This window comes from Enterobacter sp. BNK-14 (assembly GCF_047456095.1).
Taxonomy (GTDB): Bacteria; Pseudomonadota; Gammaproteobacteria; order Enterobacterales; family Enterobacteriaceae; genus Enterobacter; species Enterobacter kobei.
Window position 1 is genome coordinate 920,708 of sequence record NZ_CP179897.1, and the last position, 25,836, is coordinate 946,543.

The 25,836-nt window shown below is 56.0% G+C and carries 23 protein-coding genes; 10 read left to right on the top strand and 13 right to left on the bottom strand.

Features of this window, described 5'->3' with window-relative positions; translation table 11 throughout:
* Position 1: 1 nt before the first annotated feature.
* From ACMGGM_RS04445 to cmoB, 5 genes are read left to right on the top strand one after another with little or no spacing between them, the layout of a single operon-like run.
* Positions 2–568 carry a hydrolase gene (locus tag ACMGGM_RS04445; RefSeq protein WP_014884323.1) on the top strand — a complete coding sequence of 189 codons (567 nt, stop codon included), beginning with the start codon at positions 2–4 and terminating at the stop codon, positions 566–568.
* Positions 565–1,383 carry a DUF72 domain-containing protein gene (locus ACMGGM_RS04450; RefSeq protein WP_014884324.1) on the top strand — a complete coding sequence of 273 codons (819 nt, stop codon included), beginning with the start codon at positions 565–567 and terminating at the stop codon, positions 1,381–1,383. Before ACMGGM_RS04445 ends, ACMGGM_RS04450 begins: the two co-directional genes overlap by 4 nt.
* A 51-nt stretch (positions 1,384–1,434) precedes the next feature.
* Entirely contained in the window at positions 1,435–1,830 is a 396-nt protein-coding gene (locus ACMGGM_RS04455) for an MAPEG family protein (RefSeq protein WP_063943282.1), read from the top strand.
* Between the two features lie 40 nt (positions 1,831–1,870).
* Positions 1,871–2,614, top strand: a complete 744-nt coding sequence (cmoA, locus tag ACMGGM_RS04460) for a carboxy-S-adenosyl-L-methionine synthase CmoA (protein WP_014884326.1) — start codon at positions 1,871–1,873, stop codon at positions 2,612–2,614.
* Positions 2,611–3,582, top strand: coding sequence for a tRNA 5-methoxyuridine(34)/uridine 5-oxyacetic acid(34) synthase CmoB (cmoB, locus tag ACMGGM_RS04465; RefSeq protein ID WP_014884327.1), 972 nt, complete (start codon positions 2,611–2,613; stop codon positions 3,580–3,582). The genes cmoA and cmoB overlap by 4 nt, the downstream gene beginning before the upstream one ends.
* Before the next feature lie 262 nt (positions 3,583–3,844).
* Here cmoB and cutC read toward each other — a convergent pair whose 3' ends face one another.
* Together cutC and ACMGGM_RS04475 are read right to left on the bottom strand one after the other, a co-directional pair.
* A complete protein-coding gene (cutC, locus tag ACMGGM_RS04470; RefSeq protein ID WP_032636192.1) occupies positions 3,845–4,588 on the bottom strand; it encodes a copper homeostasis protein CutC in 744 nt (247 codons plus the stop codon).
* A gap of 78 nt (positions 4,589–4,666) precedes the next feature.
* Positions 4,667–5,227 (bottom strand): VOC family protein, encoded by a 561-nt coding sequence (locus tag ACMGGM_RS04475; protein ID WP_014884329.1) that lies wholly within the window; start codon positions 5,225–5,227, stop codon positions 4,667–4,669.
* Positions 5,228–5,466: 239 nt separating this feature from the next.
* Between ACMGGM_RS04475 and argS the strand changes: the two genes are divergently transcribed.
* Positions 5,467–7,200 carry an arginine--tRNA ligase gene (gene argS / locus ACMGGM_RS04480; RefSeq protein WP_014884330.1) on the top strand — a complete coding sequence of 578 codons (1,734 nt, stop codon included), beginning with the start codon at positions 5,467–5,469 and terminating at the stop codon, positions 7,198–7,200.
* A gap of 35 nt (positions 7,201–7,235) precedes the next feature.
* Here the strand turns inward: argS and ACMGGM_RS04485 are convergent, their stop codons facing one another.
* The 5 genes from ACMGGM_RS04485 to flhB form a co-directional block, all read right to left on the bottom strand.
* Positions 7,236–8,375 carry a glycoside hydrolase family 105 protein gene (locus ACMGGM_RS04485; RefSeq protein WP_063943347.1) on the bottom strand — a complete coding sequence of 380 codons (1,140 nt, stop codon included), beginning with the start codon at positions 8,373–8,375 and terminating at the stop codon, positions 7,236–7,238.
* Positions 8,376–8,379: 4 nt separating this feature from the next.
* Positions 8,380–9,963 (bottom strand): MFS transporter, encoded by a 1,584-nt coding sequence (locus ACMGGM_RS04490; protein WP_045281173.1) that lies wholly within the window; start codon positions 9,961–9,963, stop codon positions 8,380–8,382.
* Positions 9,964–10,225: 262 nt separating this feature from the next.
* Positions 10,226–10,618, bottom strand: a complete 393-nt coding sequence (gene flhE, locus ACMGGM_RS04495; RefSeq protein WP_014884333.1) for a flagellar protein FlhE — start codon at positions 10,616–10,618, stop codon at positions 10,226–10,228.
* Entirely contained in the window at positions 10,618–12,696 is a 2,079-nt protein-coding gene (gene flhA / locus ACMGGM_RS04500; RefSeq protein ID WP_014884334.1) for a flagellar biosynthesis protein FlhA, read from the bottom strand. The genes flhE and flhA overlap by 1 nt, the downstream gene beginning before the upstream one ends.
* On the bottom strand, positions 12,689–13,837 hold the full coding sequence (flhB, locus tag ACMGGM_RS04505; protein WP_023330732.1) for a flagellar biosynthesis protein FlhB: 1,149 nt from the start codon (positions 13,835–13,837) through the stop codon (positions 12,689–12,691). The genes flhA and flhB overlap by 8 nt, the downstream gene beginning before the upstream one ends.
* A gap of 502 nt (positions 13,838–14,339) precedes the next feature.
* Between flhB and ACMGGM_RS04510 the strand changes: the two genes are divergently transcribed.
* The 4 genes from ACMGGM_RS04510 to ACMGGM_RS04525 all read left to right on the top strand — a co-directional run bounded on the left by ACMGGM_RS04510 (position 14,340) and on the right by ACMGGM_RS04525 (position 19,449).
* The gene (locus ACMGGM_RS04510) at positions 14,340–14,915 is read left to right on the top strand and encodes a fimbrial protein (protein ID WP_014884336.1); all 576 of its coding nucleotides are present in this window, start codon (positions 14,340–14,342) and stop codon (positions 14,913–14,915) included.
* Between the two features lie 124 nt (positions 14,916–15,039).
* Complete coding sequence (locus ACMGGM_RS04515; protein ID WP_063943284.1) at positions 15,040–15,732, top strand: molecular chaperone; 693 nt, start codon at positions 15,040–15,042, stop codon at positions 15,730–15,732.
* An 89-nt stretch (positions 15,733–15,821) separates the two neighbouring features.
* Positions 15,822–18,296 (top strand): fimbria/pilus outer membrane usher protein, encoded by a 2,475-nt coding sequence (locus ACMGGM_RS04520; protein WP_154816819.1) that lies wholly within the window; start codon positions 15,822–15,824, stop codon positions 18,294–18,296.
* A 238-nt stretch (positions 18,297–18,534) separates the two neighbouring features.
* Positions 18,535–19,449: a fimbrial protein gene (locus ACMGGM_RS04525; protein WP_226856234.1), complete on the top strand. Its 915-nt coding sequence runs from the start codon at positions 18,535–18,537 to the stop codon at positions 19,447–19,449.
* A 46-nt stretch (positions 19,450–19,495) separates the two neighbouring features.
* Here the strand turns inward: ACMGGM_RS04525 and cheZ are convergent, their stop codons facing one another.
* From cheZ to tar, 6 genes are read right to left on the bottom strand one after another with little or no spacing between them, the layout of a single operon-like run.
* Complete coding sequence (gene cheZ / locus ACMGGM_RS04530; RefSeq protein ID WP_014884340.1) at positions 19,496–20,140, bottom strand: protein phosphatase CheZ; 645 nt, start codon at positions 20,138–20,140, stop codon at positions 19,496–19,498.
* A gap of 10 nt (positions 20,141–20,150) precedes the next feature.
* Positions 20,151–20,540, bottom strand: a complete 390-nt coding sequence (gene cheY / locus ACMGGM_RS04535) for a chemotaxis response regulator CheY (protein ID WP_000763862.1) — start codon at positions 20,538–20,540, stop codon at positions 20,151–20,153.
* Between the two features lie 17 nt (positions 20,541–20,557).
* The gene (locus ACMGGM_RS04540; protein ID WP_014884341.1) at positions 20,558–21,607 is read right to left on the bottom strand and encodes a protein-glutamate methylesterase/protein-glutamine glutaminase; all 1,050 of its coding nucleotides are present in this window, start codon (positions 21,605–21,607) and stop codon (positions 20,558–20,560) included.
* On the bottom strand, positions 21,604–22,470 hold the full coding sequence (cheR, locus tag ACMGGM_RS04545) for a protein-glutamate O-methyltransferase CheR (protein WP_045135366.1): 867 nt from the start codon (positions 22,468–22,470) through the stop codon (positions 21,604–21,606). The genes ACMGGM_RS04540 and cheR overlap by 4 nt, the downstream gene beginning before the upstream one ends.
* 19 nt (positions 22,471–22,489) lie before the next feature.
* The gene (gene tap, locus ACMGGM_RS04550) at positions 22,490–24,091 is read right to left on the bottom strand and encodes a methyl-accepting chemotaxis protein IV (protein ID WP_063943287.1); all 1,602 of its coding nucleotides are present in this window, start codon (positions 24,089–24,091) and stop codon (positions 22,490–22,492) included.
* Between the two features lie 44 nt (positions 24,092–24,135).
* Complete coding sequence (tar, locus tag ACMGGM_RS04555) at positions 24,136–25,803, bottom strand: methyl-accepting chemotaxis protein II (RefSeq protein ID WP_063943289.1); 1,668 nt, start codon at positions 25,801–25,803, stop codon at positions 24,136–24,138.
* Positions 25,804–25,836 lie beyond the last annotated feature (33 nt).

Below are 25,836 nucleotides of genomic sequence, written 5' to 3' on the forward strand. Positions count from 1 at the left end.
GATGTTAACACTGGATGCCAGCAAAACCGCGCTTGTGGTGATTGATTTACAGGAAGGGATCCTGCCCTTTGCCGGTGGCCCGCACGCTGCGGATGATGTGGTTAGCCGCGCCGCTCGTCTGGCGGAAAAATGCCGTGCCAGCGGTGCCCCTGTAGTCATGGTGCGCGTCGGCTGGTCCGCTGATTTCGCCGAGGCGTTAAAACAGCCCGTTGATGCACAGGCGCCCGCCCATGCCCTGCCGGAAAACTGGTGGACGTATCCGGTGTCGCTGGGCAAACGCGACAGCGATATCGAAGTGACCAAACGTCAATGGGGCGCATTCTACGGAACCGATCTGGAACTGCAGCTCCGCCGTCGTGGTATCGACACCCTTATCCTGTGCGGCATTTCCACCAACATCGGCGTGGAGTCTACCGCCCGTAACGCCTGGGAGCTGGGCTTTAACCTGGTCATTGCGGAAGATGCCTGCAGCGCGGCTTCCGCGGAACAGCATCAGGGCAGCATGACCCATATCTTCCCGCGTATCGGACGCGTGCGCAGCACGGACGAGATCCTCAGCGCGCTATGATGTATGTGGGGTTACCCCAGTGGTCGCACCCGAAATGGGTGCGCCTGGGCATCACCGGCCTGGAAGAATATGCCCGACACTTCAACTGTGTCGAGGGCAACACGACCCTCTACGCGCTGCCTAAAGCGGAGATTGTTGAACGCTGGCGGGAGCAAACGACCGACGATTTCCGGTTCTGTTTTAAGTTTCCGGCGACCATCTCCCACAACGCCGCGCTGCGCAACTGCGGGGATTTAACCGAAGAGTTCTTTACGCGCATGTCGCCACTGGCGAACCGGATTGGGCAATACTGGCTCCAGCTTCCCGCTACGTTCGGCCCGCGCGATCTGCCTGCCCTGTGGCAGTTTCTGGATAGCCTGCCCCGCGAGTTTACCTACGGCGTGGAGGTCAGGCATGCTGAATTTTTTGCCAAAGGTGAAGCAGAAATAGCGCTCAACCGCGGCCTGCTGGAACGTGCGGTCAACCGTGTCATTCTTGACAGTCGCCCCGTCCACAGTGCAATCCCGCACAGTGAAGCGATTGTGGATGCGCAACGCAAAAAACCGAAAGTGCCGGTCCACGCCATCGTCACCGCGCAAAACCCGATGGTCAGGTTCATCGGTAGCGACAACATGCTGCAAAATCAGGCGATGTTCGCCGTCTGGCTGCAAAAATTAGCAAAGTGGGAGCAAACCACTACGCCCTATCTCTTTTTGCACACACCGGATATTGCGCAGGCACCCGAACTGGTCGATGCTCTCTGGCAGGCCTTGCAGGCTGCGGTTCCCACCGTGGGCAACGCCCCCTCCATTCCACAACAATCTTCTCTTTTCTGATATCACCCCCTATCATAGTGAAGTGCCATCTGCCAAAAACAGGGAGTTTGTATGGTCAGCGCGCTGTATGCGGTGTTAGGTGCATTACTGCTGATTAAGTTTTCATTTAATGTTGTGCGTCTGAGAATGCAGTACCGCGTTTCTTATGGTGACGGCGGTTTTTCGGAACTGCAAAGCGCTATCCGCATTCACGGTAATGCGGTCGAATACATCCCCGTCGCCTTGATTTTACTGCTGTTTATGGAGATGAATGGCGCAGAAACCTGGATGGTTCACGTCTGTGGCCTGCTTCTGATTGCTGGCCGGCTTATGCATTATTATGGCTTTCACCACCGCTTATTCCGCTGGCGTCGTTCCGGCATGAGCGCGACCTGGTGTTCGCTTTTGCTGATGGTGCTGGCTAACCTTTGGTATATGCCGTGGGAGTTGGTTTTCTCCCTCCATTAGCGCACAATACGCCACTTTATTTTTCCCGGATTTTTACGTTATGTCAGATCGCGACACGCTTTTTTCCGCGCCTATCGCCAGCCTGGGCGACTGGACCTTCGATGAACGGGTAGCCGAAGTCTTCCCGGATATGATCCAGCGCTCTGTTCCCGGTTATTCCAATATTATCTCTATGATCGGTATGCTGGCTGAGCGCTTCGTTCAACCCGGCACGCAGGTCTATGACCTGGGCTGCTCGCTCGGCGCGGCAACGCTGTCGGTACGTCGTAACGTTCATCATGAAGATTGCCGAATCATTGCCGTCGACAACTCCCCGGCGATGGTAGAACGCTGCCGTCGCCATATTGATGCGTATAAAGCCCCTGTACCGGTGGACGTCGTCGAAGGCGATATTCGTGAGATTGAAATTCACAACGCGTCGATGGTCATCCTGAATTTTACCCTGCAGTTCCTGGTGCCTGAAGACCGTCAGCTGCTGCTGGACAAAATTTACCAGGGGCTAAATCCCGGCGGCGCGCTGGTGCTTTCCGAGAAATTCAGCTTTGAGGATGCCGACGTTGGCGAACTGCTGTTCAATATGCACCACGATTTTAAACGTGCGAACGGTTACAGCGAGCTGGAGATCAGCCAGAAGCGCAGCATGCTGGAAAACGTGATGCTGACAGACTCCGTAGAAACCCACAAAGCGCGCCTGCGCAAAGCCGGATTTGAGCATAGCGAACTGTGGTTCCAGTGCTTTAACTTTGGCTCACTGGTGGCGCTAAAAGCCGGAGATGCAGCATGATTGAGTTCAGTAATTTCTATCAGCTGATAGCTAAAAACCATCTGTCTCACTGGCTGGAAACTCTGCCCGCGCAGATTGCCGCCTGGCAGCGCGATCAGCAGCACGGCCTGTTAAAGCAGTGGTCAAATGCGGTGGAGTATCTGCCAGAGCTGACCCCGCATCGTCTGGACCTGCTTCACAGCGTCACCGCAGAAAGCGAAGCACCGCTCCCGGCCGGGCAGATCAACCGCATCGAAACGCTGATGCGTAACCTGATGCCGTGGCGCAAAGGGCCTTTCTCGCTCTACGGGGTGAACATCAACACCGAATGGCGCTCCGACTGGAAATGGGATCGCGTTCTGCCTCATCTGTCTGACCTGACCGGGCGCACTATTCTGGACGTGGGCTGCGGCAGCGGTTACCACATGTGGCGCATGATTGGCGCAGGCGCGCATCTGGCGGTCGGTATCGACCCAATGCAACTGTTCCTGTGCCAGTTTGAAGCAGTGCGTAAACTGCTGGGCAACGACCAGCGCGCCCACCTGCTGCCGCTGGGAATTGAGCAACTTCCTGCCCTGAAAGCGTTTGATACCGTGTTCTCCATGGGCGTGCTCTATCATCGTCGCTCCCCGCTTGAACATCTGTGGCAGCTTAAAGATCAGCTGGTCAGCGGCGGCGAACTGGTACTGGAAACGCTGGTGATCGAAGGTGACGAACATGCTGTTCTGGTGCCGGGCGATCGCTACGCCCAGATGCGTAACGTCTACTTTATCCCGTCCGCGCTGGCATTGAAGAACTGGCTGGAGAAGTGCGGTTTTGTGGATGTGCGGATTGCCGATGTCAGCGTGACGTCACTCGAGGAGCAGCGCCGCACCGACTGGATGATCACCGAGTCGCTGGAGCAGTTCCTTGACCCGGCCGACCACAGCAAAACCATCGAAGGCTATCCGGCGCCGATGCGTGCGGTATTGATCGCGACGAAGCCGTAACCCTTTAGCCGGGTGGCGGCTACGCCTTACCCGGCCTACGCGTCGCACGTTTTCTCCAAAATAGTTCAAGTTGCAGCAAAGCGGCAACGCAGCGAATCCCCGGGAGCTTACATCAGTAAGTGACCGGGGTGAGCGAGGCGGCCAACGCGGCTGCGGCTTGAAATATGAAGGAGAAAAAAAGGCCCCTGTTGAAATTGCAGGGGCCTGGTACAAGCAAGCATCATATTGGGCGACATGATGCGCGGTAAAAATCGGTACGTTGCTACACGTGATAGCGCTCAATCAGCGACTTCATTTCCGCAACCGACTCTCCATCTACACCGTAGCGTGAATACTCATCCGCTTCAGCATCCGTCGACATTGACAGCCCTGTATTGCGATAACGCATGGGTGAAGGTATCCATTTCCCCGCAGAGCTGTGAAGCTCTTTCACCCCGGCGTTTAAAAACCGTTCCAGATTGCCGGCACGGACTCCCGCACCCGCCATTATTATTGGAACACCGGAATGGGCTTTTAGTTCCGTAATTAATTGCAGACCTTTTTCAGCAGAAGACTGTTGCCCTGATGTCAGAACGCGCGCCACACCCAGTTCGGCAAGGGTATCAAACGCTTGCAGTGGGTTTTTGCACATATCAAACGCACGATGAAACGTCACGGCCATTCCTTTTGCGGCGTCCATCACCTGACGCATACGCGGCAGATCGACCTCACCGTCTTCATCAAGCAGGCCGGTCACCAGCCCGGGGAACCCGAGGTCACGAACAAGGGCGATATCTTCAAGCATGGCACTGAACTCACCCGACGTATAACAAAAATCACCGCCGCGAGGACGAATAATGGGGTGTACCGGAAGGGTGACGGCATTACGGGCCGACGTCAGCACGCCGTATGAGGGCGTTAACCCTCCTTCTTTCGGGGCGGCGCACAGTTCAATGCGATCGGCCCCTTTCCGTTGCGCGGTGACGGCACACTCCACGCTATAACAACAAATCTCCAGCAGCGCCATCGACTCCTCCTTAAAATCGGCTTAACGCGCCATCATGGCACGCCTCTTGTTTTGGGTCTCAGCGACGAGTCACAACTCTCAGGCTTCGCTGGCAACGATCTGCTCAATGGTCCACGGATGAAATTTCACCGTCACCTGTCCGTCAGTCACGGCCAGCGTCGGATTAGGCAGACGCTCACGCTCGCCTTTGGGCGAACTTGTCTTCACAAAAATGCCCGGCTGGCTTAATCCCTCGTCTGAGAGCAGGGCCAGCGCGCGCGCGTTCAACGTTTCCGGCTCACCCGGCAGGACGATTTCGATATGCTCCCAGCCTTCGTGCGGGTAACGTTTTTCACCAGGCCATGGCAGTTCTACAACGGTGAATTGCCAGTGCGCCACGCAGACCGGTTCATGCAGTTTGAACAGACAAATGGGACGACCATTAATCATGTTCTCAGAAAGCAACTCACCACACTGTTCAAACCCGCGACGCCAGCGCTCGGCAGTCGCGTTTTGATGGCAGCGCAAAGAGATGTGATCGGCCTCAAGCGGCGCGATATCCAGACCAAGACGGGTGGCAAGTTCTGTGAACGCCTGGGTGAAGCGCGGTAAATCTGCGGAAATATCATGCAGTTCGTCAATGGATTGCCAGTTCGCCATACGTCAGTCTCTTTTCATGTCGCAAAGCCGCTAATTTACTCTGTTGCCCTATTTCGACCAACCTCTGAATCGCGGTTTTTACGACTGCATGTTTATGCACCTCTTCTCTGGCTGGATTCTGAGCAATCTTCGGGCCCCGCAATGCTGACGGCAGAAGGCATTTGCAGTATACTCCCGCCCTAAATTCTTTAACTGGCGCGGGCGGTTGTAGGCCCGCATCAAAAACGTAAGGTATCCAGGTGAATATTCAGGCTCTTCTCTCCGAAAAAGTCAGTCAGGCACTGATTGCCGCAGGTGCGCCTGCGGATTGCGAACCACAGGTTCGTCAGTCAGCAAAAGTACAGTTTGGCGACTATCAGGCTAATGGCGTGATGGCAGTGGCTAAAAAACTGGGCATGCCGCCGCGACAGCTCGCTGAGCAGGTATTGACGCATCTGGATCTCACCGGTATCGCCAGCAAAACCGAAATCGCTGGCCCGGGCTTTATCAACATTTTCCTGGAGCCTGCATTCCTGGCAAGCCACGTTGACGCGGCGCTGAAATCAGACCGTCTGGGTGTCTCCCGACCACAAGCGCAGACGGTGGTGATCGACTACTCTGCCCCGAACGTGGCGAAAGAGATGCACGTTGGCCACCTGCGTTCCACCATCATTGGTGATGCCGCGGTGCGCACGCTTGAGTTTCTCGGTCACAAGGTAATCCGCGCAAACCACGTTGGCGACTGGGGTACCCAGTTCGGCATGCTAATTGCTTACCTGGAAAAACAGCAGCAGGAAAACGCGGGCGAAATGGCGCTGGCGGACCTGGAAGGGTTCTACCGCGAAGCGAAAAAGCATTACGACGAAGACGAAGCCTTTGCCGAGCGCGCGCGCAGCTACGTCGTCAAGCTGCAGGGCGGGGATCAATACTTCCTCGAGATGTGGCGCAAGCTGGTGGACATCACCATGTCCCAGAACCAGCTTACCTATAACCGTCTGAACGTGACCCTGACCCGTGATGATGTCATGGGTGAAAGCCTGTACAACCCAATGCTGCCGGGCATTGTGGCGGACCTGAAAGCGAAAAACCTGGCGGTTGAGAGCGAAGGTGCAACGGTCGTGTTCCTTGATGAGTACAAAAACAAGGAAGGTGAACCGATGGGCGTGATCATCCAGAAAAAGGATGGCGGCTATCTCTACACCACCACCGATATCGCCTGCGCGAAGTACCGTTACGAAACCCTGCATGCTGACCGTGTGCTGTACTACATCGACTCCCGTCAGCACCAGCACCTGATGCAGGCATGGACTATCGTGCGTAAAGCCGGTTACGTACCGGATTGCGTTCCGCTGGAACACCACATGTTCGGCATGATGCTCGGTAAAGACGGCAAGCCGTTCAAAACCCGTGCGGGTGGTACCGTGAAGCTGTCTGACCTGCTGGATGAAGCGCTGGAGCGCGCCCGTCGTCTGGTGGCAGAGAAGAACCCGGACATGCCTGCCGACGAGCTGGAAAAACTGGCTAACGCCGTCGGTATCGGCGCGGTGAAATACGCGGATCTCTCTAAAAACCGTACCACCGACTATATCTTCGACTGGGATAACATGCTGGCGTTTGAAGGCAACACGGCGCCTTACATGCAATATGCTTACACCCGCGTGCTCTCGGTGTTCCGTAAAGCGAACATTGATGAAAACGTGCTGGCGAATGCGACCGTGACCATCACGGAAGATCGTGAAGCCCAGCTGGCGGCGCGTCTGCTGCAGTTTGAAGAGACGCTGACGGTTGTCGCCCGTGACGGTACGCCGCACGTTATGTGCGCTTACCTGTACGATCTGGCGGGTCTGTTCTCCGGCTTCTACGAGCACTGCCCTATTCTGTCTGCGGAAAATGAATCGGTCCGCAACAGCCGCCTGAAGCTGGCGCAGCTGACGGCGAAGACCCTGAAGCTGGGTCTGGATACCCTGGGTATCGAAACCGTAGAGCGTATGTAATACAAAAAACCCGGCAGCTGCCGGGTTTTTTATTATCAGAAATACTTCCGCAAATACTCCGTCAGAGACAGAATCGCCATGGCCTGTCCATAGGGCATCGACGTCAGCGGGATTTGGCGATAAAACGCCAGGTCGCTGCCCATCCCCGTGCCGAACGACGTTTGCAATAACTCCCCTTCCGGCGAGATATTTTTCACGATGCCGCGAATCGCTTTTTCAGCAACGTCAGCATACGCAGGCGCAACATAGCGCTTACGCACCGCTTTCAGGATCCCGTAGGCAAACCCGGCCGTCGCGGACGCCTCCAGGTACGAGCCCGGATCGTCCAGCAGGGTATGCCACAAGCCGCTCTCGTCCTGACACTTTGCCAGCGCGGCAATTTGCGCATTCAATACCTGCACCAGATAACGGCGCACGGCGTTGTTTTCCGGCAAATCAATCAGTTCGAGGAAATCCGGAATCACGATGGTGAGCCAGCTGTTGCCCCTCGCCCAGCGGGCATGAGCAAAGTTATGGTTGCCGTCGTAACTCCAGCCGTGGAACCACAGGCCCGTCTCCCGGTCCATCAGGTTCTGCACGTGCAGCAGGAACTGATACACCGCCTCTTCAACGTACTCCGGTTTGTTGAGCAGTTTGCCGATTTTCGCCAGCGGCAACACCGTCATCATCAGCGTGTCATCCCACATCTGCTGATGATTCTCTTCCGCCAGGGTGATGTGCTGCATGCCACCGTGATCGGTGCGCGGCATCTCGGTCATCGCCCATTCCGCCCAGCTTTCCAGCCACGGCAGCCAGGCCGGGTTTTTGGTCTCTTCATAACGACAGGCCAGCGTCAGGAACGGCGACATCGTATTGACGTTTTTGGTAGTGGCACCTTCAGCAAAACGGTCAGCAAACCAGCTGTCGATAATGTCGCGCATGCCTGTGTCACCGGTCTGGCAGTAATACTGCCAGATACCGTACAAACCGACGCCGTGCGTCCATTCCCATCCGGCCCAGCCTTTGGTGTCGATCACGCGCCCGTCGTCCAGCCGCAGCAAAAACTCACCCGTCTTGTCGTGGATATTGACCAGGTTATGCGTCACCTTTTGAATCAGTGCTTTCAGCTCATCTCTGGCGATAAAGCGTTCAGGTTGACGCAATAACGGGCTATGTTTGACAGGCCAAACTTTCATCATCTTAACCTCTGTTGTATGTCGAATTCAGTACTGCACGATCCTTCAGCGAAGGTGCGGCTGGCTTATTGCGATTCAGATAACCGATGTTGTTATTACCCCACAGTGACGCATATGGCATACCGGCCAGCATCTCGACAGTGGCGCGGGCGTGCGGCGTCGCTGATTCCGGTATCGCATGACCACACGCACGCATTTTCGCGGTCTCCTCGCGCAGCGTGCTGTGGGTCTGTAAATTCAGTCTGAAGCGCAGAGAAACGAGGAATCCGCAGAACAGCACCAGGAGGGTGCCCACACTCAGGATCATCAAAATGGTATGGCTCACTTCCGCAGGCTGCACTTTCTGACCGCTGACAAAGCCGGACATCTGCATCACGATGCCCACCAGCATCACCGCACCGGCCTGAGAGGCTTTACGGGTGAGGGTCATGATGCCGGCGAAGATCCCTTCGCGGCGCTGACCGGTGATCACTTCGTCCACATCAGCGATGTAGGTATAGGTATTCCACGGCACGTAGTTGATACCGCCGCGGCCAAGACCGGCAATGGCAGAAACCAGCAGCAGCAGAGAATAGATGTCGCTCAGCCCGGCATAATAGAGGACGGCGTAAGAAAGAGAGGCCAGGCCAAACAGTACCACCACCATGCGGTAGGACGGTGCAGGACCAAAGCGAATGCACAGCGGGATCATCCCGAGCACGGCGAGAAACTGGAAGATGGCCATCGTACCGAGCAGGTTAGAGGCCATTGAGGCTTCCTGCATCAGCACAAACACCACGTAGTAGGTGAAGACCGCGTTAAATACATCCTGCGCAATGTAGCCGCCGAGATACATGCCCAGATGCTGGCGGAAAATTTTTATTCGCAGCGTAGAACTCAATTCCACGAACAGACGATTGAGGCTCTGGCCCAGCGTCAGCTTCTTCTTCTCTTCTTCAGCCCGCAGCGCCGCTTCGGACCATTCCTCACGCGGACGTTCCCAGGTAAAGCACCAGACGAAAATGAGCATCAGGGCGCACAGAACGGAGAAAACCAGGCTTGCATAGAAGAAGGAGACCGCATTGTCTTTACCGAAATGCGTGAGCAATATCCCTGGCAGAAAGGAGGCCAGAATGGCGGACATCTGCGCCATGGAAATACGCGCCCCGGAGAACTTGGTTTTCTGTTTGAAGTCATCGGTCATTTCCGGCACCAGCGTCTCGTACGGCACCAGAATCATGGTGTAGACGATATCAAACACCAGATAAGTCAGCAGGTAATACCAGAAATTCATGTCCCCCACCCACATCAGCGAGTAGCTGAACACGCACGGGATCCCCAGCAGAATAAAGAATTTACGGCGACCAAAGCGCCTTCCGAGCCAGGTCGTACCGAAGTTGTCCGTCAAAAACCCCATTAACGGACTGACAACGGCATCCAGTACCCGTGCCGCGGCAAAAATGAACGTTGCTTCAATCGGTGTGAGTCCACAGAAGGTGGTGTAAAAATACAAAAGCCAGGCCGCCGTCAGGGCGGTGGTACCCGCCCCGAGGAAATCGCCTGACCCGTATGCAAGATAATTTGCGAGTCCAATTTTACGTGTTTTCATTGCCGTCAACCCTAATCAATGTTGGGAGACTCCCTGTAAGCAAACCTCGTCCGGGAGCTTTTACACGGCTACAGTAAAGGCATCGACTTCCTGATACCTTTCTGTTTCTGCCATCACGCAGGGGGTGAATGGCAAAAATGCAAAGAGTATCGTCACGCGTGTCACTGATTTATAAAACAGCGTTTCTTTTTCATCAAAAAGTGAGGTCAGTTTTGCGAGCCAGCCATCAGTATTCCCTGATGGCTGGTGAAAAAGCGGGCAGTTAGCGGTAGTTTACAATGACAGAATTGCTCTGCACTTTTAGCGCCGGGATCAAACGTCCCCCGCCCGGCACTTCCCAGATAAAACGCAAAGGTTCAATGGCGGGCACGCCGTTGAACGCCTGCGTCGTGCCATTCTCTCCGTCGATTTCCGTACAGCGACTCTGGGAGCAGAGCCGCACCCGCAGTCCGGCTGGCGTTGGGCCAATCAGTCTGTAATTCCAGACCACCATCCCCATCAGACCGGAAACCGCTTCAGAGGGCGACAGCGGAGTAGAAGACATGGCGACACCCCGGTTGCTCAGGGTCACGCCCATGCTGCTTGCCTGCCAGGCGCCTTCCCCGGCCGCCTGTGCCGCCAGCGGGAAGAGCATAATCCAAAGCCATTTAGCCATTATTTTCCTCCAATCGTCGCCGTCATGCGGATATGACGGTTATCCGACAACTCCATATTCGACAGCACCACCAGCTGGTTCAGGCTGCGACGCAGGAAGCGCGACAGCAGCGGACGCAGCGCATGGTTGACCAGCAGCACCGGTGGCGCCCCCAGCATCTCCTGACGTGCCAGCGCCTCCTGGGTCTGCTCCAGCAGGCGATCCGCCAGACCTGGCTCCAGGCCGCCCCCGCCCTGCAGAGCCTGCAGCAGCAGACGTTCAAGCGGCGTGTCGAGGCCAATCACCTGCACTTCTCCGGTTCCCGGGAACCACTGCTGCGTGATTGCGCGCCCCAGCGCCACGCGCACCACCGCCGTCAGCTCGTGCGGATCGCTTTGCAGCGGCGCATGCTCGGCAAGGGTTTCCAGAATGGTTCGCATATCGCGGATCGGCACTTTTTCCTCGAGCAGGTTTTGCAGCACCTTGTGCAGCGTGGTTAACGTCAGCACGCCCGGGACCAGATCTTCCGTCAGCTTCGGCATCTCCTGCGTCACGCGGTCGAGAAGCTGCTGCGCTTCCTGACGACCAAACAGCTCTGCCGAGAATTGCCCAATCAGATGATTAAGATGGGTTGCCACCACGGTACTGGCTTCGACCACCGTATACCCCTGGATTTGCGCCTGCTCTTTCAGCGCACTTTCAATCCAGATGGCCGCCAGACCAAAGGCCGGATCGACGGTTTGCTCGCCCGGCAGCGTGCCTGCCGCGGTGCCAGGGTTAATGGCCAGCCAGCGCCCCGGGTAGGCATCGCCGCTGCCAATTTCGACCCCTTTCATCAGAATACGGTAGCGCGCAGGCGGCAGATCCATATTGTCACGGATGTGAACCACCGGCGGCAGGAAGCCCATATCCTGAGCGAATTTTTTACGGATACTGCGGATACGGCCAAGCAGCTCGCCATCCTGCTGAAAATCCACCATCGGGATCAGGCGATACCCCACTTCCATTCCCAGGGAATCTTCCAGCTGCACGTCGTTCCACGTCGCCTCGACGGCCTGAGTATTCTCCGGCATTTTCACCGGAACCGGATCCGCCGCCGGTTGGGTTTCACGGCCACGCATCCACCAGGCTAGGCCCAGCAGACCCGCCGTAAACAGCAGGAAGACGAGGTTTGGCATGCCCGGTACCAGACCAAGCAGACCCAGAACGGCAGCGGCCAGCAGCATTACGCGCGGGTTACTGAAGAGCTGGCCAACCATCTGCTCGCCAACGTCCTGATCGGTACTCACGCGGGTGACAATCACGCCCGCCGCCGTGGAGATGACCAGCGCCGGGATCTGCGCGACCAGACCATCACCAATAGTCAGCAGCGTGTAGCTTTCCGCCGCGTGGCCCATGTCCATGCCGTGCTGCAATACCCCCACCAGAAGGCCGCCCACTACGTTAATCACCATGATCAGAATGCCCGCGATGGCGTCACCGCGCACAAACTTACTCGCACCGTCCATGGATCCGTAGAAGTCCGCTTCCTGAGTGACTTCCGCACGGCGTTTTTTGGCTTCATCTTCCGCGATTAACCCGGCATTCAGATCGGCGTCGATCGCCATCTGCTTGCCCGGCATCCCGTCCAGCACAAAACGGGCGCCCACTTCCGCAATACGTCCGGCACCTTTGGTGATAACCATAAAGTTGATGATCACGAGGATAACGAATACCACGATACCGATAGCGAAATTACCGCCGACCAGGAAGTGGCCGAAGGCCTCCACCACTTTACCTGCTGCTGCCGCGCCGGTGTGTCCTTCCATCAGAATGATACGCGTGGACGCCACGTTCAGCGCCAGTCGCAGCAGAGTGGTAAACAGCAGAATGGTCGGGAACGCGGCAAACTCCAGGGTCCGCTGAGTGAACATCGCCACCAGCAGCACCATAATGGAGAGCGCAATATTAAACGTGAACAGCAGATCGAGGATGAATGCCGGGAGCGGCAGAACCATCATCGACAAAATTAACAGGATGAGAATCGGCCCGGCGAGGATCTGCCATTGGGTCGATTTCAGGTTGCCGGGCAGGCGCAACATTGCCACCAGATTAGCCATCAGTGTCCTTCTCGTTCATAAAATCCAGCGCGGCAGGCACCGGAAGGTTCTCAGGTTTCACAGGCCGTTGACCCCCGGCCAGACGCCAGCGTTTCAACTGCCATACCCAGGCCAGCACTTCCGCCACCGCGGCGTAGAGTTGTCCCGGGATCTGTTGTCCGATTTCCGCATGGCGGTATAAGGCACGCGCCAGCGGTGGAGCTTCCAGGATCGGCACGCGGTTTTCGGTGCCAATTTCCCGGATACGAAGTGCGATCAGCCCCGCCCCTTTCGCCACCACTTTCGGCGCGCTCATCTTATTTTCGTCGTAGCGCAAGGCAACGGAATAGTGTGTCGGGTTGGTGACGATGACATCCGCCTTCGGCACATCCTCCATCATGCGCCGACGAGCGGCAGCACGCTGCATCTGACGGATACGCCCTTTAACGTGCGGGTCACCTTCCATCTGCTTATATTCGTCACGGATATCCTGACGTGACATCCGCAGTTTCTTGAAATGGCTATAAAGCTGGAAGATAACGTCAAAACCGACCATCGGGATAATGCTGAGCACCACCAGCAGCGCGCAGAGCCCAACCAGATTCAGGGCGTTACTCATGGCAGTAAGGGGCGACTCGCTGATGAGGCGCATCATTTCGGGCCAGTGATACCAGAGGAAGAACCCGGCAGAACTGCCCATCAGCACCGATTTGAGAATAGCCTTGAGCAGCTCGGCCCCGGTCTGCGCCGAAAACATTTTCGCAATGCCCGGCAGTGGGTTCAGCTTCGAAAATTTGGGCTGCAGTGATTTTCCGCTAAACACCAGACCGCCCAGCATGACTGGAGAGACTAGCGCCACCAGCACCACGCCGGTAATTAAGGGCAGCAGCGCAACCATGGCCCCTTTTATTAACTGAATAATCTGGCTGAGGATCAGATTCGGGTCATTGACCATACTGTGGTCAAAACGTAAGCCAGTTGAGAGCATTCCCGCCAGCTTGCGGGCGAGCGACTCCCCACCCCACCAGATAATGCACACCCCTACGACAAGGATCAGCAGGGAGGTCAATTCTCGGGATCGGGGGATCTGCCCTTCCTCACGCGCTTTTTCAAGTCGGTGGGGTGTGGGGGCTTCCGTTTTGTCGTCGTTCTCTTCTGCCACAGTGCATGCTCAGCCCATTACGTCACGGTTATCTTGCCACGGGAGGTTATCGCCAATGGGTAGATAAACCCCTATAATCATGCCCTGTTAACCACTTTAACGATTAAACGCTGTAGCGAGGCCGTTTGCCGTTCAAAAAACGCACAACTCAAGTTTGGCAATCACTTTTTAATACTGATTATTTTTTAAAAGTGTTTTTAATAAAAATAAATATAAAATTTTTAAAAACTGAGTTGGCCTGTTTCATCATCAAAATACGTCTATTTTTTGATCAAAATATACTTATGGATAATATTAAATCGAAAAAATTATAATTGATTTATATCAATGATGGTTTTTCTCCAGTATTAAAATATTTTTCATGACGGTTATAATAATTAATATTAATCTTGACCCGCAATTACTTGAAGGAAATTACCCGCTATACTTCTGCACGGTGTCAATTGAGCCAAAATATTAAATTGAATACCTAACATGTTTTTAAACTCAGGAGTTTTTGCAGATGGATTTCAAAAATAACTTTATGGCTGGCGCAGTACTTGCGGCCATTTCGATGGGCAGTTTTGCTGCCGAAATGAATGCGGGGACGGTCCACTTTACGGGAGAAATTATTGAACCGAGCTGCACCATTCAGGGTGATAGCGGCACGGACAGTACGGTCCCTCTGGGGACGTACCCTAAATCTCTTTTTAAGGCGGTCGGAACTGAATCTTCCCTGACCCCGTTCTCGATTACGCTCGCAAACTGCCCGGTAAAGAGCGATGGGCTGCCGGCAGTACAACTCACCTTTAACGGTACGACGACCCTTACCAATACCTCTACGCTGCTGGATGTCAGCAAAATCACCACCACCGGTGAGACCGCCGCCACAGGTATCGGCGTCGCCGTTAGCCCGGCGGGCAAAGACACTCAACTTATCACCATGGATGGGGCAGAAGGACAGGTTTATATTCAACTGGCCACCCGTACTACCGATACCATTAAAGCCGACTTTAACGCCCGCTATAAGTCATTTGCCGCAACGGTGACCGCTGGCCCTGCCGATGCGGATATGACGGTGAATATTTTATATCGTTAATACCTGTTTATCTAATATTCAGCATGCCACTGATTAGATAATGACACGTAATGCGTCATGCTCCGATAATAGTCCGAAAGCGGACTATTATCATTATTTCAACCTGCTCCAATAAGGGTTTCCCGTGCGCACATCCCTGCTGTTTTTATTATGCCTTCCCGTCATAACAAGTTCGTTTTGTCACGCCGCGGGAATACAAATCGGCCGCACCCGCATAATTTACGATGCTGCAAAAAAGGAAGTTGCCCTGCCGCTTACGAACAGTGAAAAAGAATTGCCCTGGCTGATCCAGACCTGGACCGACACTGGCGATGGCAAAACGCGTGGGCCCTTTATTGTCACGCCCCCCCTCTTTCGTCTCGATCCTCAAAAAGAGCAAAGCCTGCGAATCACCTGGAACGGCAGCCCGTTACCGAAAGACAAAGAGTCGCTGTTTTATTTGAATGTCCGCACGGTGCCCGCAACCGCCGCAGAGGATGCCGATAAAAACGTGCTACGACTCATCTACAAAACGCGACTGAAGCTGTTCTGGCGTCCCGTGGGGCTCAACGGGACGCCAGGCGAGTCCTGCAAGAATCTGCGCTTCGTTCGCCAGGGACAGCAGCTGACGGTGATAAACGACAGTGCGTTTTACACCGTTTTTGACTCTCTCTCGCTAGGCTCGCAGAAGCTCGAAAGCGCCGATATGGTGGGGCCAGCATCACGCGTTGATATCCCTCTTCCCGACGCTGCATCGGCGAATGACGTCAGTTGGCGGTGCATTACCGATTACGGCAATGCCTCCGAAAAATACACGTTCAATCTGACCAGGGGATAAACGACAGAATGATTGCAGGACGTAATTTCTTGCCTGTTGGCGGAACCTTTCGGCTGAATTCGGTTACCCGCTGTCTGGCGAGTACCCTGATGTTAATGATTTTTTCCGCAGATGCCCGGGAGTATCTCTTTTCCCCTTCCTCACTCGAAGGGGACATGCTGATGCAGCAGGATATCGACCTCTCGCTTTTTACAAAATCGAATGCCCAGTTGCCCGGCACCTACTCTTCCGTCATCACAATCAACGATCGCAGGCTGAAGGATGCCAACATTCGCTACGTCAGCAGATCTGACGGGCGCCTGATCCCCCAATTGAGCCCCGCGATGCTGCGCGCCTGGGGCATTAATATCGACCGTTATCCTCCGTTGCTGAAGCGTCCGGCGGAGGAAACGCTCCCAGAGTCGCTGGATAACTATATTCCACAGGCGTCTGCAGAGCTTGATTTCTCAACAATGACGCTTAGGTTGAGCATCCCCCAGGCCGCGCTGGCTGATAACGGTCGCGATTTTATCGATCCCTCGCGCTGGGACGATGGTGTTCCCGTCCTGTTCAGCGATTATTCGCTGTCGGGCTCGCAAAGCAAAGAAGATCGCGAGGACAGCACAGAAAGCCGCTATCTGAATTTGCGTACCGGGGCGAACCTGGGCGGCTGGCGTCTTCGAAACTACTCAACGTGGAGCAAATCGGACGGCGATTCACAGTGGGATAACATCAACACGTTCCTGCAGCACGACATCGACGCGCTGAGAGCGCAGTTCACCGCGGGCGAGAGCAGCACGCGCGGCGAAGTGTTCGACAGCCTGCAGTATCGGGGCGTCAATCTCGCCACGGACGAAGAAATGTTGCCCTATAGCCAACGCGGCTATGCACCGGTCATTCGCGGCGTCGCCAGCTCGAATGCGGTCGTCTCGGTGCGCCAGAACGGATATCTCATCTACCAGCAGAACGTTGCCCCCGGGGCGTTTGAGATCAACGACCTTTACTCCACCACCAACAGCGGCGACCTGGAAGTGACGGTGAAAGAGGCCGACGGCACCGAACATCACTTTACTCAACCCTACTCAAGCATCGCCATTATGCAGCGCCCGGGGCACATGAAGTATGAATTGACGGCGGGCCGTTATCGCGCAGACAGCGGGAGTGACCAAAAGGAGCCCGACTTCCTTCAGGGGAGCGTCATCTACGGCGTCAACAATCTGCTGACCTGGTTTGGCGGGCTAACCCTTTCGCAAGACTATAATGCCCTCAATACGGGCGCTGGCATCGCGCTGGGGCCGCTGGGTTCGCTCTCTACAGACGTCACCGCCGCCGATACCACGCTTGACGACGGCAGCAAGCATGTCGGCCAGTCCTGGCGCGTACTCTATTCGGGGAAAATTGACGCCACCGATACCAATTTCACGCTTGGCAGTTATCGCTACTCGAGTCGCGGGTATTACAGCTTTGCTGACGCTAATCAGAAGCAGGACGGACACGATAACGATTTGCTCTTCCGCTATAACAAACGCAACCGCGTTCAGGCCAGTATCAGCCAGAACCTTGCTGGCGTCAGTCTCTATCTTAACGGCTACCAGCAGGACTACTGGGGGACGTCGAAAAAAGAACGCAGCCTGTCGTTAGGTTTTAACACCGTTCTGTCTGGGGTGAGTTATCACCTGGCATATACCTACAGTAAAACGAACGACGAGGAGGCAGACCGGATGGTCTCCTTCGGCTTTAGCGTGCCGCTAACTCGCTGGCTCCCCCGCGCGTGGAGTAGCTATAACATCAGCAACACCAAAAATGGCTACACCCGACACAATATCGGCGTCAACGGAACGCTGCTGGACGACGAACGTTTAAGCTATTCGCTGCAGCAAAGCCATTCTAATCACGATGGGGAGGATACCAGCAGCGTATATGGTACCTATCGTTCTCAATACGCCAACCTGAATGCCGGTTATTACGCCTCTTCCGGCAGCGCGGAGCAGATGAACTACGGGATCAGCGGGGCCATTGTTGCACACCCGCGCGGCGTTACGCTGGCGCAGCCGTTAGGGAGCCAGTTTGCCATTGTCAATGCCAACGGCGCCTCCGGTGTACGCTTCCAGAACCAGCAGGGTATTCAGACAGACTGGCTGGGTAACGCCGTTATCCCGTCCCTGACGCCGTATCAGGAAAATGCGATTCGTATCGACACCGCAAGCCTGCCCGAAAACGTGGAGAGCAGCGATACGTCAATCCGGGTGATCCCTTCACGTAATGCCGCCGTTGAAAGCCGGTTCGATGCGCACGTTGGTTATCGGATGCTGATCGCGTTAACCCGCCCCGGCAATCAACGCGTCCCCTTTGGCGCAATCGTCACCAGCGCGAACGCGGACCTGAGCGGCATCGTGGACGATACCAGCACGGTATACCTGGCCGGCGTCGGCGAGCCCACACAGCTCACGGTGAAATGGGGAAAAGCGCCAGACCAACAGTGCGTCGCCCATATTTTACAGCAGGCAGAGGGATACACGGAGAGCCCTAACGGTATCCGTTCAACCCGCGCGCTTTGTCAGCAGGAAACAGCTTATGCTCACTAAAATGAAAAGACGGACCCTTACGGTTTCTCTGACCAGCACGCTGATGCTGGTATCGACGGGGTCTTTCGGCGCCGTCACGGTACTCAAAAATTGTTTCGGAGCCCCACAGACGTATTCCATTGATTACCATCATGAATTTACATCGACGGAAAACGTTGCAAACAACGATTATGATATTCCGGGTCACCTGGTCGGCGCAGGTGCCGACCTGGAAGCAAACTGCACGTGCCCGGGAAACATGTTTTCGTCAAGCACCGTCTACGAAAAAACCCTGGCTGGCAGCCCCCTTAACCCCGGCACCAGCGGTACTGGCTATCTTACGGATAAAATTGATGCCCACATTACTGGCTATGCGGATGCGATTAACTCCCCGGACGGCAGCTCGCTCACCCCAATCCCGATCAATGAGTACCCGACCCCGCGGGGAAATATGCTTACCGTGCTCGAATCGAGCCTGTCCAAAACAGAAGAAGAAAGCGACGTATGCAGCAATGACTCCCGGCCTGACGGTGGTGCCGCATCGAAACGCAAGTTTCGCTGGAACGTCGTGGCCGTGCTGCTGCACATAAAAAAACCGATACTGGGTGAAGAGGTGATCCCGGCGACGCTCATCGCCCAAAACTACGCCTGCCTTTATATTGGCACCGGTGGAAGCTGCGACGCCACTCAGGCAGAACATGTCTCTGATATCTGGTTTGGCGGCACCCTTTCTGCACCGCTGAGCTGCACCATCAACGCAGGCAGCACGATTGAAGTCCAGTTTGGCAGCATCGTCAGTAAACAGTTTACCCGCAAAGGGCAACCGCCTCAGGGCTATGCCCTAAAAAGCGTCGATATTAACTACCACTGTGACGATAACGCCGTTGGTAATAATGACCGGATAAAGCTCACCCTGACGGCCGACCAGGGCATAGTGGATAGCAGTACGCCCTACATTGCTAAGCTGCTTGAAAGGGACGATCTGGGCGTGCGGGTGTACGACGAAAATAGCCAGAACGTGGCGCTGGATGGGACTTATGCATTTCCAGTAAATCTGGACGAGCAGGGAAACGGCAGCGTTAAAATACAGGCGGTTCCCGTCAGCACCACGGATGCCACGCCCGCACCGGGGAGCTTCGAAGGAAACGTCACGGTGAAGATGGATCTGCGCTAGAACAGACCCTCAGGTTACGCAGGCAACCTGAGGGTAACGGCACCAATCAGAAGCCGAGGCTGTCCAGCAGATCGTCAACCTGATCCTGGCTTGCCACCACGCCCGCTTTGCTGGCGTCGAGCTGTGGGCCATTGAGCAGGCTTTCGTTCTCGCGTTTTGGACGGGCTGCCGGTTCCGGGATGTTCTCCAGCAGAACCATCAGCAGCTGGCGTTCAATCTCCTGAATCACATCCATCATGCGCTTGATCACCTGACCCGTCAGGTCCTGGAAATCTTGCGCCATCATGATATCCAGCAGTTGGGCGTTGGTGAAGCTGGTGTGGCCCGGCACATCCCCCAGGAACTGACGGGTATCGGTCACCAGCTCACGGGCATTCGCCAGCTCGATCGGGTTCTCGAACCACTCGTCCCAGCGTTGGGTCAGCGCTTTCGCGCCTTTTTCCATCGCATCCTGATGGGGCTGCGACGCTTCAACGCTGTTCAGCGCACGTTCTGCCGCCTGGGCGGTCATCTGCACAACGTAGTCCAGACGATCTCGCGCGTCAGGAATCGCTTCCGCCGCTTCCGCAATCGCCTGATCCAGACCCAGCTCACGCAGGCTGTCACGCAGCATGCGCGTCAGACTGCCAATACGGACGATGATATCGCTCGGCGAGTGTTCTTCAACGGGTTTCATAGCAGGTTGCAACATTTCCATCACCTCACATGCCGAGTTTCTCGAAGATCTTACCGAGCTTCTCTTCCAGGGTTGCCGCGGTGAATGGCTTCACCACATAGCCGCTTGCGCCCGCCTGTGCAGCAGCAATGATGTTCTCTTTTTTCGCTTCTGCGGTGACCATCAGAACCGGCAAGGACGCCATTCCCGCATCGGCACGAATGGTTTTCAGCAGCTCCAGACCGTCCATGTTTGGCATGTTCCAGTCGGAGATAACAAAACCAAACCCACCCGCCTGCAGTTTGTTCAGCGCATCAACGCCGTCTTCTGCTTCTTCAACGTTGTTGAAGCCCAGCTCTTTCAGCAGGTTGCGCACAATGCGACGCATGGTGGAAAAGTCATCCACAACCAAAAACTTAAGCTCTTTATCCGCCATAAAATAATACTCCTGAGTCAAATACGTATTGCCTGTCCGGCACTGATTTTCGCCAGCATCTGCTGGCTTACCTGGCTAAGATCGACCACTTCGCTCACGCCACCCATATTGATGGCCTCGCGCGGCATGCCGAACACCACACAACTTGCTTCATTCTGCGCAATCGTCCAGGCGCCAGCCTGGTGCATTGCAAGCATTCCGGCGGCACCATCGTTGCCCATCCCCGTCAGGATCACCCCAACGGCGTTGCGCCCCGCATGTTTCGCCACCGAATGAAACAGCACATCCACCGACGGACGGTGCCGGTTGACCGGCGGTCCGTCATGAATTTTGATTTGATAGTTTGCACCGCTGCGCGCCAGCTCCATATGCTTATCACCCGGGGCGATATAGGCATGTCCCGGGAGCACTCGCTCGCCGTCTTCCGCCTCTTTCACGCTGATCTGACACAGCTTATTCAGGCGTTCGGCGAACGAGCGGGTAAAGCCTGGCGGCATATGCTGGGTAATCAGAATACCCGGACTTGAAAGCGGCAATGGCTGGAGTACATGACGAATTGCCTCTGTTCCTCCGGTTGACGCCCCAATCACCAGCAGTTTTTCCGAGCTGAGTAACGGGCCGGCCTTCAGGGTTGCCGGGGCGGCCATTGGCTTATGGGCCGCCAGTTTTGCCCGCGATGCGGTACGAATTTTCTCCGCGATCATCTCGCTATACGCCAGCATCCCCTCGCGAATACCGAGCTGCGGTTTGGTGACAAAATCTACCGCCCCCAGCTCCAGCGCGCGCAGGGTGATTTCCGATCCTTTCCCGGTCAGGGAGGAGACCATCACCACCGGCATCGGCCGCAGCCGCATCAATTTCTCCAGGAAATCGATGCCATCCATGCGCGGCATCTCGACATCCAGCGTGAGCACGTCGGGGTTATATTTTTTAATTAAATCCCGCGCGACCAGCGGATCGGGCGCCGTTGCTACCATCTCCATGTCGCTGTGGCTATTGATGATTTCAGTCATGATCTGACGCATCAGCGCTGAATCGTCGACAGACAATACCCTGATTTTACTCATGCTTTTTCCTTACTCAGCGCATATACCGTTTGCCCACGCAGGCTAAACTCTCGCGCGAGGTTGCTGAAGTTTTCCGAGTGCCCGGCAAACAGTAAACCGTCAGGCTTGAGCAACGGAACAAACCGACGCAGAATGTCCTGTTGCGTCGTTTTATCAAAATAGATCATGACGTTACGGCAAAAAATGGCGTCGAATGGCCCCGGCACGTTGTACTGCTTGTCCAGCAGGTTAACGGGCGCGAATTCGACGCAATTCGCCAGCTCCTGGCGTACGCGTACCAGGCCTTCATGCGGGCCTGTCCCACGCATGAAATATCGCTGCAACTGCTGCGGCGACAGCGTTTTCAGTTCGTCCTGGCGATACACGCCGTTGCGCGCCTTCTCCAGCACCTCGGTGTCGATATCGCTGGCGTAAACCTTCCAGCGCCCGGGCGCCATCCCAAGCGTGTCGGCAAGTGTGATTGCCAGCGAGTACGGTTCTTCACCGGTCGAGGCGGCCGCACTCCAGACGCGATACTCCCCGATACGACGCCGCGCGTGCTCGGCCAGTACCGGGAAGTGGTGGGCTTCGCGGAAAAAGGCCGTCAGGTTAGTGGTTAACGAGTTGATAAAAGCCTGCCACTCTGCGCTGTTCTGGTTGGCTTCGAGCATGCTCAGATAGCGACCAAAATCATCCAGCCCCAGCGTACGCAAGCGCCGCACCAGACGGTTGTAGACCATGTCCCGCTTATGATCCGCAAGCACGATCCCTGCACGCTGGTAGATTAACTGACATATCCGACGAAAATGCGCGTCGGACAGCGCGAGGCGCTGTGTCATCTGCAACAATAATGACGTTTGCCCAGGGGGCATTGGTGATGTCATAGCGCCTTCTTAATTACATTCAGGATACAACTGGCACGGCCTGCGACCGCCCGACTTCTGTTACTGCTTCAACGTGCTCTTTCACATTAAATACCGCGACCAGTCCGGTGAGACGATCCGCCTGGCTGGCCAGCTGATCGGTTGCCGCTGCCGCTTCCTCAACTAACGAGGCATTCTGTTGCGTCACCTGATCCATCTGGCTGACGGCCTGAGCTACCTGCTCAATGCCGCGACGCTGTTCGTCCGACGCAGACGCAATCTCGCCCATGATGTCGTTAACCCGCGTGACGGAGGTGACGATCTCATGCATGGTATGCGCCGCCGTATCCACCAGGGCTGAGCCTTGCTGGACGCGTGATACCGACTCTTCAATCAGGACCTTAATCTCTTTCGCCGCGTTGGCGCTGCGGCTGGCCAGGTTACGCACTTCCCCCGCCACGACCGCAAACCCACGCCCCTGCTCACCGGCGCGCGCCGCTTCTACCGCGGCATTCAGCGCCAGAATGTTGGTCTGGAACGCGATACCGTCGATCACGCTGATGATGTCACCAATCTTTTGCGAGCTGGTGGCAATCTCCTGCATGGTGCTGGCAACGTGAGAGGCCTGATCGCCCCCTTTTTTCGCCGTCATTGCCGCCTGTTTTGACAGGTCAGACGCCTGACGCGCGTTATCGGCGTTCTGGCTGACCGTCGCGGTCAGCTGCTCCATGCTGGCCGCCGTCTGCGCCAGCGAGGCCGCCTGCTGCTCGGTGCGGGAAGAGAGATCGTTGTTGCCTGCCGCAATCTCTGAGATCCCGGTGTGCATGGCATAACTGCCCTGACGCACATCGGAGACGGTTTCCCGCAGGGCACCCTGCATCGCCTTCAGGCTGGCAAAGATCGCCGAAATTTCGTTCTTACCGAACACCGCCACCGGACGCGCCAGATCGCCCTTCGCAATACTGTCGAAGTGGCTGCTGATAATCGCCAGCGGCTGCACAATCATTTTGCGTGACCAGAGCAGTGCCCCACCGGTCAGTAGCCCCGCCAGAATCACGACGACGCCAAAGATCACACCCGACATGTGATAGCTGATACGGCTGTCTTCCTCTGCACGTTGAACAGACTGGTTAATATCCTGCTGCCACGCGTTAAAGCTGCCGTCGAACGCATCCTGTGAGGCCTGCACCGGCGCGGTCATAAAGTCCGAGAGCTGGTTGTTCTCAAGCCAGGTCGCCTGGTGGTCCAGATCGCTGTACCACTGTTCAAAGTTCTTCTTCATGGCGGCTTTCAGCGCGTGCTCTTTCTCGCTGCCCGCCGCCTGCGCCGTGAAAGCGTTAAACTGTGCGCCAGCCTGTTTCAGGCTGCTTCGCGCGGTGGCCATCAGCGCTTTAATGTCATCCGGCGGATAGCTCAGCGCGGTTAAGGTGCCTGCCTTGTTCAGCGCAGTGCTTGCCTGCAACAGCACGGCACGCGTTTGTGCCAGTGCGGAGCGCTGCTGATTACTCGCCTCAACTTCCTGCAAATTCTGATAGCCATCGCGAAACGCCCAAAAAGACAACCCGTTACTGCCAACCTGCAACACACCGCAAAGGATCAGAATCAAAAACAGTGTGGTCGAGATACGAATACGATTTAACATCCACGCTCCCATCAAGCGGCAAGCAGCCGCGGTTTAATTGTCAGTCAAAATGTTTCCCAGTTTTCATCTTGTCCGGTCGGTGCAGCACGCAGGCGAGTTGCCGTCGATTCGGCGGCAGGCGCTTTATACGTGGCTTGCGCAGTGACCGTATTTCCAGCGAGTGAAGCGAGACGAAACGCCGAGACGGCCATCTTCAGACGGCTCGCCTGGTCTTCAAGTGCAGCGGCCGCGGCCGCGGACTCCTGCACCAGCGCGGCGTTTTGTTGTGTCACGCGATCCATTTCCGATACCGCCAGGGCAACCTGGTCGATACCACGACTCTGCTCATCAGATGCAGAGGCGATTTCACCCATGATGTCCGTTACGCGGGTAACAGCATTCACGATGTCATTCATGGTCTCCCCGGCGCTTTCCACCAGTACCGAGCCGGTATCCACGCGGGAGACGGAGTCTTCAATCAGGGCCTTAATCTCTTTCGCCGCGTTGGCGCTGCGGCTGGCCAGGTTGCGCACTTCCCCGGCAACCACCGCAAACCCGCGACCCTGCTCACCCGCCCTCGCCGCTTCCACGGCGGCGTTCAGCGCCAGAATATTGGTCTGGAAGGCGATGCCGTCGATGACGCTGATGATGTCGGCGATTTTCTTCGAGCTGTCGGCAATTTCGTGCATGGTTTTCACCACGCCATCCACCACGCGGCCGCCGCGCTGCGCCGTCTCGGAGGCGCTTTCAGCCAGCTGAGAGGCCTGACGGGCGTTATCGGCGTTCTGCTTCACGGTTGCGGTGAGCTGCTCCATGCTGGCAGCGGTCTCTTCCAGCGCGGACGCCTGCTGCTCGGTACGGGATGAGAGATCGTTATTCCCCATCGCAATTTCGCTGGTGCCGGTATAGATGGCATCCGTGCCGCTACGCACGTTGGCGACGGTATCGATGAGCGAACGCTGCATATGGTCAACGCTGTTAGCCAGTTCGGTAATCTCATTGCGCCCGGAAACGGCCAGCGTTTTGGTTAGATCGCCACTGGCAATTTCACGAATGTGGGCAATGACGCGACCGAGAGGATTCAGCAGGATGTGGCGAATGCCGTACCACACCGCGACCAGGACAATAACCAGCGCCAGCGCCATCGCCGCCATCTGCCATTTCGCAAAGCGGTAGTCATTCTGGCTTTCCGTAAAGGCCGAGTGATACAGATCGCCACTGGCCTTCGCATATTCCCCGAGCGCGGCGCCGAGTGCGTTTTGCATCCCCTGCGTGGGCTGTGCGAAATAGGCGTCCATGTTGCCGCTCTCCAGGAACTGGATCAGCTCCGTCAGGCCAGCAAAGTAGGCAGTGTATTTTTCATCAATATTCTGGCTAACCTGCGCCATAGCAGGCTGCGGCGCGATCTGTTTGAAGGCGGCGTAGTGTTTTGCGGCGTCAGCCAGGGTGGCGCGGGCATTTTTCAACAGATCGGTCTTCGCGCTGCTCTGCTGATTGTTAGGGTCCATCATCATGCGCGCGGACGAGCGGCTCAGGTTGATACGCGTTTGCAGCATCAGATCCCACGTCGAGGTGAGTTCACTCTGCTGCAGGCGAAGATCGTTCGAGGCGGCGAAACTGTCCTGGTTCTGTTTTAATGACGAGAAAAAAAGCCCGCCGGAGATAAGCTGAAGTAGTGCGAAAATGACCAGCACCATCATAAGCATTGTGACAACGCGGATACGGTTCAACATACAACACCTTCTCATAGATTTATTAACGGTGTT